This is a genomic window from Robinsoniella sp. KNHs210 (assembly GCF_000686105.1).
In the GTDB taxonomy this organism is placed as follows: domain Bacteria; phylum Bacillota; class Clostridia; order Lachnospirales; family Lachnospiraceae; genus Robinsoniella; species Robinsoniella peoriensis.
The window spans coordinates 1,149,485-1,161,827 of the sequence record NZ_JMLZ01000002.1; the positions used below are offsets into that span (position 1 = coordinate 1,149,485).

At 43.4% G+C, this 12,343-nt stretch carries 15 protein-coding genes; 13 read left to right on the forward strand and 2 right to left on the reverse strand.

Going from position 1 to position 12,343, the window contains the following annotated elements; genetic code table 11:
• The 6 genes from spoIIIAD (at position 1) to CD03_RS0111880 (ending at position 5,383) form a co-directional block, all read left to right on the forward strand.
• On the forward strand, positions 1–387 hold the full coding sequence (spoIIIAD, locus tag CD03_RS0111855; RefSeq protein WP_027293819.1) for a stage III sporulation protein AD: 387 nt from the start codon (positions 1–3) through the stop codon (positions 385–387).
• An 82-nt stretch (positions 388–469) separates the two neighbouring features.
• Positions 470–1,612 carry a stage III sporulation protein AE gene (locus tag CD03_RS0111860; protein WP_242849182.1) on the forward strand — a complete coding sequence of 381 codons (1,143 nt, stop codon included), beginning with the start codon at positions 470–472 and terminating at the stop codon, positions 1,610–1,612.
• Between the two features lie 21 nt (positions 1,613–1,633).
• Positions 1,634–2,197 (forward strand): stage III sporulation protein AF, encoded by a 564-nt coding sequence (locus CD03_RS35995; RefSeq protein ID WP_052377773.1) that lies wholly within the window; start codon positions 1,634–1,636, stop codon positions 2,195–2,197.
• Between the two features lie 5 nt (positions 2,198–2,202).
• Positions 2,203–2,781 (forward strand): hypothetical protein, encoded by a 579-nt coding sequence (locus CD03_RS0111870; RefSeq protein ID WP_027293821.1) that lies wholly within the window; start codon positions 2,203–2,205, stop codon positions 2,779–2,781.
• A 13-nt stretch (positions 2,782–2,794) separates the two neighbouring features.
• Complete coding sequence (locus CD03_RS0111875) at positions 2,795–3,613, forward strand: SpoIIIAH-like family protein (protein WP_027293822.1); 819 nt, start codon at positions 2,795–2,797, stop codon at positions 3,611–3,613.
• A 171-nt stretch (positions 3,614–3,784) separates the two neighbouring features.
• Positions 3,785–5,383: a peptide chain release factor 3 gene (locus tag CD03_RS0111880; protein ID WP_027293823.1), complete on the forward strand. Its 1,599-nt coding sequence runs from the start codon at positions 3,785–3,787 to the stop codon at positions 5,381–5,383.
• Here the strand turns inward: CD03_RS0111880 and CD03_RS39945 are convergent.
• Together CD03_RS39945 and CD03_RS0111885 are read right to left on the reverse strand one after the other, a co-directional pair.
• Entirely contained in the window at positions 5,301–5,579 is a 279-nt protein-coding gene (locus CD03_RS39945) for a DUF6783 domain-containing protein (protein WP_442969737.1), read from the reverse strand. The two genes, CD03_RS0111880 and CD03_RS39945, sit on opposite strands and share 83 nt — an antisense overlap.
• Before the next feature lie 2 nt (positions 5,580–5,581).
• On the reverse strand, positions 5,582–6,181 hold the full coding sequence (locus tag CD03_RS0111885; protein ID WP_027293824.1) for a hypothetical protein: 600 nt from the start codon (positions 6,179–6,181) through the stop codon (positions 5,582–5,584).
• 153 nt (positions 6,182–6,334) lie between these two features.
• On the opposite strand from CD03_RS0111885, the gene CD03_RS0111890 reads away from it, so the two are divergent.
• The 7 genes from CD03_RS0111890 (at position 6,335) to CD03_RS0111920 (ending at position 12,327) form a co-directional block, all read left to right on the forward strand.
• Positions 6,335–6,721, forward strand: coding sequence for an Asp23/Gls24 family envelope stress response protein (locus tag CD03_RS0111890; RefSeq protein ID WP_027293825.1), 387 nt, complete (start codon positions 6,335–6,337; stop codon positions 6,719–6,721).
• 93 nt (positions 6,722–6,814) lie between these two features.
• Positions 6,815–7,213, forward strand: a complete 399-nt coding sequence (gene nusB, locus CD03_RS0111895) for a transcription antitermination factor NusB (RefSeq protein ID WP_027293826.1) — start codon at positions 6,815–6,817, stop codon at positions 7,211–7,213.
• 8 nt (positions 7,214–7,221) lie between these two features.
• Complete coding sequence (gene xseA, locus CD03_RS0111900) at positions 7,222–8,496, forward strand: exodeoxyribonuclease VII large subunit (protein ID WP_027293827.1); 1,275 nt, start codon at positions 7,222–7,224, stop codon at positions 8,494–8,496.
• A gap of 18 nt (positions 8,497–8,514) precedes the next feature.
• Entirely contained in the window at positions 8,515–8,736 is a 222-nt protein-coding gene (xseB, locus tag CD03_RS0111905) for an exodeoxyribonuclease VII small subunit (protein ID WP_027293828.1), read from the forward strand.
• Positions 8,726–9,613, forward strand: a complete 888-nt coding sequence (locus CD03_RS0111910) for a polyprenyl synthetase family protein (protein ID WP_027293829.1) — start codon at positions 8,726–8,728, stop codon at positions 9,611–9,613. Before xseB ends, CD03_RS0111910 begins: the two co-directional genes overlap by 11 nt.
• An 11-nt stretch (positions 9,614–9,624) precedes the next feature.
• Positions 9,625–11,490: a 1-deoxy-D-xylulose-5-phosphate synthase gene (gene dxs / locus CD03_RS0111915; RefSeq protein WP_027293830.1), complete on the forward strand. Its 1,866-nt coding sequence runs from the start codon at positions 9,625–9,627 to the stop codon at positions 11,488–11,490.
• Between the two features lie 24 nt (positions 11,491–11,514).
• Positions 11,515–12,327 (forward strand): TlyA family RNA methyltransferase, encoded by an 813-nt coding sequence (locus CD03_RS0111920; protein WP_027293831.1) that lies wholly within the window; start codon positions 11,515–11,517, stop codon positions 12,325–12,327.
• The last annotated feature ends 16 nt before the right edge of the window (positions 12,328–12,343 follow it).

The following is a 12,343-nucleotide window of genomic DNA, read 5'->3' on the forward strand; positions in this document are numbered from 1 at the left end:
ATGGATATGATGAAAATAGGAATTCTTGGGATAGCAGGAATTCTGACAGCTCTGTTTATCAAAGATGTAAAGCCCCAGTTTGCCGTATTTATCAGTATGGCAACATGCATATTAATATTTTTCTATGCAATTGAAAAACTAACCTTTTTGACCCAGACCCTGGAGACGTTGAAAAATTATATTGCATTGAAAGATTCTTACCTGAGTATCTTACTTAAAATAATCGGCATTACCTATATCGCTGATTTTTCCTCAAATGTCTGCAAAGATGCCGGATACTCGGCAATTGCCGGGCAAATTGAAATCTTTGGAAAGATCTCCATTTTTGTGGTAAGTGCTCCGGTGTTAATGGCGCTTTTAGACACGATTCATGATTTTATGAGTTAGAGCCTGTTTGTAAATTTATTTCTGCACACACCTGTCAGAAAGCAATTTCCAAACACGCTCTGGAAGGAGGAGTATGGGGGTGATGAAAAAATTCTGGTTTGTCCTGACCTTAATCGGCCTCCTCTTCCTTGGGACATCCATGGTGGTACAAGCAGAAGCGAAAGAAGAGGAATTGCAGGAGTCCTATTTGGACGAGCTGGATTTGAATGAAATTGAATCTACGCTGGACAACATACTGGGGGATACAAAATTTGATTTTAAGGATGCACTTGGGAAGCTGATAAAAGGGGAAATGCCCATGACGCCGTCCAGTATCCTGCAAATTGTAAAAGAAGCATTTTTTGCAGAGTTAAATCAGTATAAATCAACTATGATGCATATCATAATGATCGTTATAGCGGCAGCTATTTTTACAAATTTTACCGGGGTATTTGAAAAAAGCCAGATAGCGGATATTAGCTTTTATATGATGTATCTGCTGCTGTTCACGGTTTTGATTAAGGCATTTTGGGATATGAGCCAATTGACAATGGACACACTGGGACAGGTTCTGAATTTCATGAAGGTACTGCTCCCCGCTTATTTTGTAGCAGCCACTTTTGCGGCTGGTTCCATAACTGCAGCTGGATTTTATGAATTGACGCTGATTCTGATTACTGTGATTCAGTGGGTTTTAAAATATCTGCTGCTGCCGGGAGTAAATCTGTATGTGCTTTTCCTTTTATTAAATCATCTGGCAAAAGAAGAGTATTTATCAAAAATGGCAGAATTATTAAATTTAATGATTTCCTGGGTATTAAAAACGCTTTTGGGAGCTGTGATTGGGATACAGACAGTACAGTGTCTGATCATGCCGGCAGTGGATTCTCTTAAAAATACCCTTTTGCATAAAACTTCCGGGGCAATTCCTGTTATCGGAAATGTGTTCAATGCAGTTTCTGAGGTGGTGGTGGGGTCAGCAGTGCTGGTCAAAAATGCTGTGGGTGTTGCTGGACTGATTGCAGTATTGATAATCTGCCTGATGCCCTTAGTCAAACTGGTAATAGGCACCTTTATGTACAAGCTGTTAAGTGCAGTGATACAGCCGATTTCGGACAAGCGGATGATTGACTGTATTGCCAGTATAGGAGATGGGGCGGCACTTCTTGTGAGAATCCTGTTTACTGCCGGGGCGTTATTCTTAATTACGCTGGCAATGGTAACTGCGTCCATTCGGGGATTGTAGCGTTTATAGGGAGGTGAAGGAATGTCCGGGATTTATACCTGGGTGCGCAATATTGCCTGTTATCTCTGTGTCTTTAATGTGATCCTTCATATTGTGCCAAATGAAGGCTTTAAACGGTATGTACGGTTCATTGGCGGCATCCTGCTGGTAATACTGGTTATGGCACCACTTGCGAACCTTACAAATATGTCGGAATCTTTTGACCAGGCACTGCGCATTGAGGGGCTTAAGGAGGAACTGGATAATGTAAAGACAGCAAAAGAGGGACTGGAGGGTTTAAAATCAGATAAGATCGAACAGGCTTTTTCAACAGAAATAAAGAGGCAGGTCGAACAGATCGTGATCCAACATGAGTATTATCCGGTTTCTACTTCGCTGGAATATCAGAAGGATGGAGAAAGTATCGTCGGTATTGAATCTGCCGATCTGGTGATTTCCAAAAAGAATACAAAAATTGATATTCACGTGGGACAGGCAGCAAAAGGGGATGGAAAGGAGAATGAAGCTGTGAAAAGTATAAAAAAAGAGATTGAGGAAGTATATCAGATACCGGTTGGACATATAAATATTGATGTACGGGAGTAGTTCACATGGGAAAAGGATTAGGGCCGATTATTGAAAAATTAAAACATATGAATAAAGACCATCTTCTGATTGCCCTGCTGGCGGGGGTGCTGCTTCTGGTTATTGCAATTCCAACACAGGATAAAAATAGTACGCCGTCCGTTCCGACTACTGAAAATACGTCAGGACTTACAAATACCACAAAGAAAGATGATCTGGATGTTCTGCAAGGGCGGCTTGTACAGACACTGAGCAAGGTGGAAGGGGTGGGTAAAGTAGAGGTAATGCTTACGCAGAAATCTTCTAAAGAGAAAATTGTGGAAAAAGACTCGCCGGTAACAGATAAAAATACGGAAGAGAAGGACAGTGAAGGGGGAATCCGTTCCACTATGGAAAATGTAACGGGGGAAGAAACTGTCTATGAAAAAGACGAAAATGGAAACCAGGTTCCATATGTAGTAAAAGAATTGGAACCGGAAATTGCGGGAGTACTGATCGTGGCAGAGGGCGGAGGTGATCCGGTGACAGTTAATAATATTACTGAGGCAGTTATGTCATTATTTGATATCGACGCGCATAAAATCAAAGTAATGAAGATGAATTAAGGAGGGGGAAAGTGTGAAACATATTTTTAAGAAGAATCAAATTATTATTACGGCACTTGCAGTCATGATTGCAGTTGCAGGGTACTTAAACTACTCGGGAAATAAGCTTGGCAAGGATGCCACACAATCTGCACTTGATAAAAATGGGGTAGTAAGCCAGAAGGAAACGGAAAGTGAGATGAAAAATGAGAGTGCATTAGTGGACATTCCGAGCCTGGATCAGGATTTGGAAGACGTATCAAGCGACAGTGCATCTGCAGACATTACAACGGGAACTGAGAGTGCATCCGCAGACATTTCTACGGATGGAACGGCTTTGGCAGATACATCTGATTCCAATACCGCTTCAGCTGATCTCTCATCAGAAGACACTGCATCGGCCGACACGGCTTCATCAGATGCCAGCATTGAAACAGCAGAAGGCGAAATCAGCGATACACCAGGGGAAGCAGTTCTTACAAGTTCAGCTACCAGTTCCGGATTTGCTGCAGAGGCCAAACTGTCCAGAGAACAGGTTCGTGCTAAAAATAAAGAAACTCTTCTTGGCGTTATAAACAACGAAAGCATCAGCCAGGACCAGAAACAAAATGCAATTGATGATATGACAGCTATGACGGACATCACAGAACGTGAAGCAGCAGCAGAACTGATGCTGGAAGCAAAAGGATTTAAGAATTCCGTTGTCAGCATTACAGATGATAAAGCAGATGTTGTTATCGGTATGGCAGAAATCTCTGATTCTCAGAGAGCCCAGATCGAAGATATTGTAAAACGTAAAACAAACATCGCCGGAGAAAATATTGTAATTACACCTATGACGCAGAGTGAATAGTGTATTAACAAGGGGAGCCAGACTGAAAAAAGTCTGTCTTCCCTGATTGACAGTTGACAAGAACCTTGTTAAAATAGCTAGTGGCTGTCAAAAACTGCCTCAAATTGGAAAGCACATCCTGATACGAGCAATTTTCAGACACGATCAGTGAAAATAGATATATATGGAGGAATTACCGTGGGTAACAATATAACAAATGAAATAAAGAAAAGAAGAACCTTTGCCATCATTTCACATCCGGATGCTGGTAAGACTACATTGACGGAAAAGTTCCTGCTTTATGGAGGAGCAATTAATTTAGCCGGTTCCGTAAAAGGAAAAGCGACTTCCAGACATGCGGTGTCAGACTGGATGGAAATAGAAAAGGAAAGGGGTATTTCGGTAACTTCCTCTGTGCTGCAGTTTAATTACGGCGGTTTCTGTATCAATATTCTGGATACACCGGGACATCAGGATTTCTCGGAAGATACCTATCGTACACTGATGGCGGCGGATTCCGCAGTTATGGTAATCGATGCTTCCAAAGGTGTGGAGGCACAGACCAGAAAGCTTTTTAAAGTATGTGTGATGCGCCATATCCCCATCTTTACATTTATCAACAAGATGGACAGAGATGCAAACGATACATTTGAATTATTAGATGACATTGAAAAGGAACTGGGAATTGCAACCTGCCCGGTAAACTGGCCGATTGGTTCCGGTAAAAACTTCAAGGGTGTTTACGAGCGTACAAGCCATAAAGTAACCACGTTTACAGATACAGAGAAGGGAACAAAAGAAGGAGAAACCAGAGAATACGATCTGGATGATCCCCAGTTGGAAGCCTTTATTGGTATGGAAAATAAAGAACAGCTTCTGGAGGAAGTAGAGCTTTTGGATGGAGCCAGTGCTGAGTTTGATCAGGATCTGGTAAGCAAGGGCGAATTATCCCCGGTATTCTTTGGATCTGCTTTGACGAATTTTGGAGTTGAGATTTTTTTAAAGCACTTTTTAAAGATGACAAGTTCTCCCCTTCCCAGAAATGCAGACATTGGAGAAGTAAATCCGATGTCGGAAGATTTTTCAGCATTTGTGTTTAAAATTCAGGCGAATATGAATAAGGCACATCGGGACAGGATTGCATTTATGCGTATCTGTTCCGGTAAATTCGATGCGGGTATGGAAGTTTATCATGTGCAGGGTGAGAAAAAGCTGCGCCTTTCCCAGCCACAGCAGATGATGGCACAGGAACGCCACATTGTGGATGAAGCATATGCAGGAGATATCATCGGCGTATTTGACCCGGGTATTTTTTCAATCGGAGATACCATCTGTATGCCGGGGAAAAAATTTGCATATGAAGGAATCCCTACCTTTGCGCCGGAGCATTTTGCACGGGTACGCCAGGTGGATACCATGAAGAGAAAGCAGTTTGTGAAGGGAATCAATCAGATTGCCCAGGAAGGTGCGATTCAGATCTTTCAGGAATTTAACACCGGTATGGAAGAGATCATTGTTGGGGTAGTAGGTGTCCTGCAATTTGAAGTATTAAAATACCGTCTGGAAAATGAGTACAATGTGGAAATCCGTATGGAAACTCTGCCTTACGAACATATCCGCTGGATCGAGAATAAAGATTATGATATGACGAAACTGATTGGCACTTCTGATATGAAGAAGATCAAAGACCTGAAAGGTAATCCACTGCTTATCTGGGTAAATTCCTGGAGTATCCGTATGACCCAAGAGAGAAATGAAGGGCTTGTGCTCTCAGAATTCGGAAGATCCTAAGTAAAAATACTAGAGCCTCCCGGCGTTTACGTCGGGAGGCTCTAGAGCGTGTTTTAAAATTGCTTTCTGGCAGCTGTGCGTCACAGTTTGTGGGAGATTTGTCCCGGATGAAGGGCGCGTAGCGGGCTACGTAACCTGAATTCGGGGCAAATATGCCGCAAAGTGGGGCGTATCCCCGAAGCTGGACGGCACAGATTTTTAGTACTCCTGTGACTGCTTTTCCTCAAGAACATGGGAATCAAATGCACTCCAGGCATCTCCCTGGGGAACCGTAGAAAACCAACCGCCGCAATATGGGCACTGTGCAGTGCTATCCTGCTGGTTTTCCGTGATGTCATAATTATTGCCTTCCTGGGCCACATGGCGGCCATAAGGGCTTGTACCGCTTTCATCCTGTATGGTGGAGAACCACTCGCCGCAGTACTGGCACTGGGCATCCGCATCGGTTGGGATGCTTACGGATGATTCTGTGGTATTAGCAGAACTTGTCTGGGATTGTGTTTCGGTAGTTGCTTCCTGAGTCACAGCTTCCGTTGTCTGAGGCGTTGTCTCGGGAGTAGTCTGCGGTGTGGTGACAGGCTCTGTTTCCGGTGCGGTTGTTTCTCCTTTTAATATCGGTGTATTTTTTTTGTTTTTAGAAGTATTACTGCTTTTCTGGGTTTCTTTTGCAGTAGTCTTTTTTGTGGTTTCAGTTTTAGCTGTTGTTTTTTCTGTGTCTCCGGAAGAATCCCTCTGGCATGCGGTTATACCAAGAGATAAACAAGTCAATATTAAAATTAATAGTCCTTTTTTCTTCATGAATAGTACCTCCTCATATATGTATGGTTATATTTTAGGCGAAAAGGAGAAAATAGGCAAGTAGAACTGCAAAATATTTTCATTTGCAAAAATCAGAAAATTTGGTATAATAAACATAGTGTAATAGAACAACGTGAGTAGGAGGTTGTTATTATGAGTAAAGAAGATAATCAATACGGTTATAATATACCAACAGATGAGAGTTTCGGACAGGTTCAGATTGCTGATGAAGTAGTAGCAATTATTGCCGGACTGGCAGCCACAGAAGTAGAAGGTGTAGCCAGCATGGAAGGAAATATTACAAAAGAGCTGGTAGGAAAGCTCGGAATGAAAAATTTATCAAAGGGTGTAAAGGTTGCGGTGCTGGATGGCATTGTAAATGTGGATATGACTTTGAACCTGGATTATGGTTACAGTATCGTAAAAACCAGTAAGAAAGTTCAGGAAAAAGTAAAAGCATCCATAGAAAATATGACAGGACTAACCGTGGCAGATGTAAATGTCAGAATTGCCGGCGTGACTATGGAAAAACGCAAATAATCAGTGGGATGTCTGAGACAGGACATCCCTTTTTTGCATGGATAGAATATTTGTGGTAAGATACGAGAAAAAGGAAGACCCGGAGGAAAAATAATGGGCAGAAGAGAATTACGAGAACACATATTTAAATTACTGTTTTTTACGGAGTTTCATGATGCAGAGGAAATGGAGCAGCAGCTTTCTATTTACTTTGAGGATCTGGGTGATGTGGAAGAGAAGAACCAGGAATATATTGAAGGAAAGTACCAAATGATCCTGGAGAAAGAAACGGAAATTGATGCGTCAATCGATCAGATTGCGGAAGGCTGGAAAACCACCCGTATGGGTAAAGTGGACCTGACGATACTGCGTCTTGCAGTATATGAAATGAAATTTGATGAAGAAATTCCCGTAGGAGTTGCCATTAACGAGGCAGTTGAACTTGCAAAGAAATTCGGTGGAGATGATTCACCTGCATTTGTTAACGGAATTTTGGCTAAACTAGCTTTATAGGAGATAAAATGCAGAATGTTTATTCCGTAGGCCAGGTGAATGCGTATATTAAAAATATGTTTACGCAGGATTTCATGCTGGCACGTATTTATGTAAAAGGAGAGGTTTCCAACTGTAAATACCACACTTCAGGGCATATCTATTTTTCTCTGAAGGATGAAACGGGCACAATGGCCTGTGTGATGTTCGCAGGTGCAAGAAAAGGGCTGGCGTTTCCAATGAAAGACGGACAGCGTGTAATTGCCATGGGCAGCGTCAGTGTATATGAACGGGATGGGAGGTATCAGCTCTATGCCAGAGAAATTATTCTGGATGGGGCAGGGCTTCTCTATGAAAAGTATGAGGCATTAAAAAAAGAACTGGAAGAAATGGGTATGTTTGCGGCGGAATATAAGCAGGAAATTCCGGGATTTGCCAGAAAGATTGGGATCGTAACGGCTCCAACCGGTGCTGCAATCCGTGATATTATGAATATCTCTTACCGCAGGAACCCTTATGTCCAGTTGATTTTATATCCGGCACTGGTTCAGGGGGAAGGTGCAGCTGACAGTATTGTTAAGGGCATCCATACTTTGGACAGAAGCGGTGTGGATACTATTATCGTAGGAAGAGGCGGCGGATCCATTGAGGATTTGTGGGCATTTAATGAAGAAAAGGTTGCCCGTGCAATTTTTGAATGCCGTACGCCTGTGATCTCGGCAGTGGGACATGAAACCGATGTTACAATAGCAGATTATGTGGCGGATCTTCGGGCACCCACTCCTTCTGCGGCAGCAGAGCTTGCAGTGGCAGACATATATGCCGTAAGAGAACAGTTGCTGCAGTATAAGAGAAGACTGGATGGAAGAATGCAGGAGTCGCTGGTGAGAAATCAGGAGAGACTTACGAAGTATCAGCTGAAGCTGAATTATTTAAGTCCCCGGAACCAGATTCAGGAAAAGCGCCGGGCATTGACAGAAAAAGAAGAAAAACTGAAGCGCCTAATGGAAAGCCAGTTACAGGAAAAGCGCCAGTTTTTAATTGATAAAGAAGATAAAATACAAAATCTGATGAATGACCGCCTCTTGGAGAAGCGGCATCAGTTTCGAATATATATAGAAAAGATGAAAGGCCTGTCACCCCTTGAAAAGCTGAATCAGGGATATGCTTATGCGACGGATGATAAAGGAAGTACCCTGAGCAGTATCGCGCAGGTAGAGCAGGGAGAAAGGCTTAAGATATATGTAACTGACGGACGGATAGATGCAGAGGTGAAAAAGAAAGAGCCGATGGACTATCGATAACAATCAGGAGTTTGACCAATGGAGAAAAAAGAAGAAGCAAAAGTCCGTACTCTGGAAGAATCCTTTGCACAGCTGGATAAAATGATAGAGGCGCTGGAGAGCAGGGATATTTCACTGGAAGATTCTTTTAAGACTTATCAGTCGGGAATGGAACTTTTAAAGAGCTGTAATGAAAAAATTGACACAGTGGAAAAGAAAATGCAAGTGATTAATGAAAATGGTGAGCTGAATGAATTTTAATGAAGAGATGAAAGAGCAGATTGCTCAGGTAAAGAACGTAATCAGACAGTATCTTCCACCGGAAGAAGGTTTTCAGAAAACACTGCTGGAAGCCATGAATTACAGCATGCTGGCAGGAGGAAAAAGACTCCGGCCGCTGCTTATGATGGAGTCTTACCGCCTGTTCGGCGGGACAGGCAGAATAGTGGAGCCTTTTATGGCGGCGATGGAGATGATTCATACCCATTCCCTGATTCATGATGACCTTCCAGCAATGGATAATGACGAATACAGAAGAGGAAGAAAAACCACCCATGTAGTCTATGGTGAAGCCATGGGAATCCTGGCTGGTGATGCTCTTTTGAATTATGCTTATGAGACAGCCTCTAAAGCATTTGACATGGAACCTGAAAATGCGCGCATTGGACAGGCTTTTCGGGTATTAACGGTAAAAACAGGGATAAACGGCATGATCGGCGGACAGTCAGTGGATGTGGAAGCATCCGGAAAACCTCTGGAACGGGAGCGGCTGGATTTTATTTACAGATTAAAAACCAGTGCCCTGATCGAAGGTTCCATGATGGTTGGAGCTGTCTTGGCAGGTGCAGACAAGGAAGAAGTTAATCTGATGGAAGCGATTGCTGCGGATATCGGACTGGCATTCCAGATCCAGGATGATATCCTGGACGTTACCAGCACCACGAAAGCGCTTGGAAAACCGGTAAAGAGTGATGAAAAGAATCATAAGACCACATATGTAACCCTGCGGGGACTGAAAGAAGCGAAACAGGACGTGGCACAGATTTCAAACCGTGCAATACGTATCCTGGATTCTCTTCCCCAGAAAAATGAATTTCTGCGCAGTCTGATTCTGCAGCTGGTGAATAGAGAGAATTAGAAGGTGAACCAATGGTTTTAGATAAGATTCAAAAAGAAAATGATATTAAAGAACTGAATGCAGAAGAGCTTACTCTGCTGGCAGATGAGATTCGGGAGTTTCTGATTCATAAAATCAGCATCTCCGGGGGACACCTTGCCTCAAATCTTGGCGTAGTTGAACTGACCATGGCAATGCATCTGACATTTAACCTGCCGGAAGATAAAATGATCTGGGATGTAGGCCATCAGTCCTACACTCATAAACTCCTGACAGGCAGAAAGAATGGATTTGACCAGCTGCGTAAATATGGAGGCATGAGCGGTTTTCCCAAGCGTAAAGAAAGTCTTTGCGATGCATTTGACACCGGTCATAGTTCTACTTCCATATCAGCGGGGCTTGGATATGCCCAGGCGAGGGATATCAAAGGAGAGAAGCACTATGTAATCTCTGTTATCGGAGATGGTGCCCTGACCGGAGGAATGGCTTATGAAGCCCTGAATAATGCTTCCCAGATCAAAACGAATTATATTATAGTACTCAATGACAATAACATGTCCATTTCGGAAAATGTAGGCGGAATGTCCTCTTATCTTGGAAATCTTAGGACGGCAGATGCTTATACCGAACTGAAATCCGGAGTGACAAATACCCTTTCTAAAATTCCGGTATATGGTGACCGCATTGTAAAACGGATCCGTAAAACCAAAAGCGGGATCAAACAGCTTTTCATTCCGGGAATGCTGTTTGAAGAGATGGGGATTACCTATCTGGGCCCTATCGACGGGCACAATATGGAACAGGTGTGCAAGACTTTTCGAGAGGCAAAGAAAGTAAACGGAGCCGTCTTGGTGCATGTGTGTACGAAAAAGGGAAAAGGCTATGAACCTGCGGAGCGTCATCCCGCCAGATTCCACGGGGCAGAGCCCTTTGAAATTGAGACAGGAATTCCAAAATCAAAAAGAGTAAAATCTAATTATACCGATATATTTTCTACAGTTATGCGAAAGCTGGGAGACCGGGAGCCCGAGATAGTCGCAGTGACAGCTGCGATGCCCGACGGCACAGGATTAAAGCGGTTCCGCAATATGTTTCCGGACCGGTTCTTCGATGTGGGAATTGCGGAAGAGCATGCGGTCACCTTTGCGGCAGGTCTGGCGGCAGCAGGACTTAAGCCTGTAGTCGCTGTGTATTCCTCATTTTTGCAAAGAGCCTATGATCAGGTGCTTCACGATGTCTGCATACAGAATCTTCATGTGATTTTTGCGATTGACAGAGCAGGGCTGGTTGGAAGTGACGGAGAAACCCATCAGGGAATTTTTGATCTTTCCTATTTATCCAGCATTCCCAATATGTGTATAATGGCACCAAAGAATAAATGGGAGCTTTCTGATATGATGAAATTTGCGGTGGCCTATCACGGACCTATTGCACTGCGTTATCCCAGAGGAGAAGCTTATGATGGACTCAGGGAATTCAGGGAGCCTGTGAAATATGGAAAAAGCGAAGTAATCTATGATGAAAGTGAAATCGCCCTTGTGGCAGTTGGGAGCATGGTCAAGACAGCCAAAGAAGTCCGGTCACGGCTGCGGGACACGGGTTACAGCTGTTCTCTTGTGAATGCCAGATTCGTGAAACCCTATGACAGCGAACTTTTATTGGAACTGCAGAAGGAACACAGGCTGGTGGTAACACTTGAGGAAAATGTAAAAAGCGGTGGATTCGGTGAAGCAGTACTGGATTATTTTAACCAGATCGGAAGCCGGGTGAAAGTCCTGAATATTACCTTGCCTGATGACTATGTGGAGCATGGAAATGTGGATATGTTAAAGCAGGAAGTGGGAATTGACGCAGATTCTGTGGAGAAAAAGATTCTGGCGGCTTATATTGGATTGTAATAAAGCTGCCAGTAAGGAGATACAATGAAAGAACGTTTAGATATATTATTAGTGCAGCGGCAGCTGGCTCCTTCGCGTGAGAAGGCTAAGGCGATTATTATGTCCGGAAATGTCTATGTTAACGGACAGAAAGAGGACAAAGCCGGTTCCACTTTTGATGAGAAGTCAGAAATAGAAGTAAAAGGAAATACCCTGAAATATGTCAGCCGTGGAGGGCTGAAGCTGGAAAAAGCGATGAGCCATTTTGATATTACCCTGGAAGGAAAAGTCTGCATGGATGTAGGCTCTTCCACCGGTGGTTTTACAGACTGTATGCTGCAAAACGGAGCAGTTAAAGTATATGCGGTGGACGTAGGCCATGGTCAGCTGGACTGGAAGCTTCGACAGGATGAACGGGTAGTCTGCATGGAAAAGACGAATATCCGCTATGTGGAGCCGGAAAACATAGAAGAATTAGTGGAGTTTTCCTCCATTGATGTTTCTTTTATTTCTCTGACAAAAGTCCTGCTGCCGGTGCGGAATTTACTGACGGATCAGGGGCAGATTGCCTGCCTGATAAAGCCGCAGTTTGAAGCCGGACGGGAAAAGGTCGGAAAAAAGGGAGTGGTCCGTGACAGTGCGGTCCATGAAGAAGTAATTAGAAAAGTCATTGCCTATGCGGTCAGTATTTCCTTTGAAGTACTGGGACTGGAGTTCTCCCCCATTAAAGGTCCGGAAGGCAATATAGAATATCTGCTCTATCTGCAGAAATTGCCGGAAGGCACACAGAATGAAGAGATTCCATTTTCTGTGGAAGATATTGTAAAGGAAGCACATAAAACGTTAGAGCGTGTTTAGGCACACTCAGAATTAG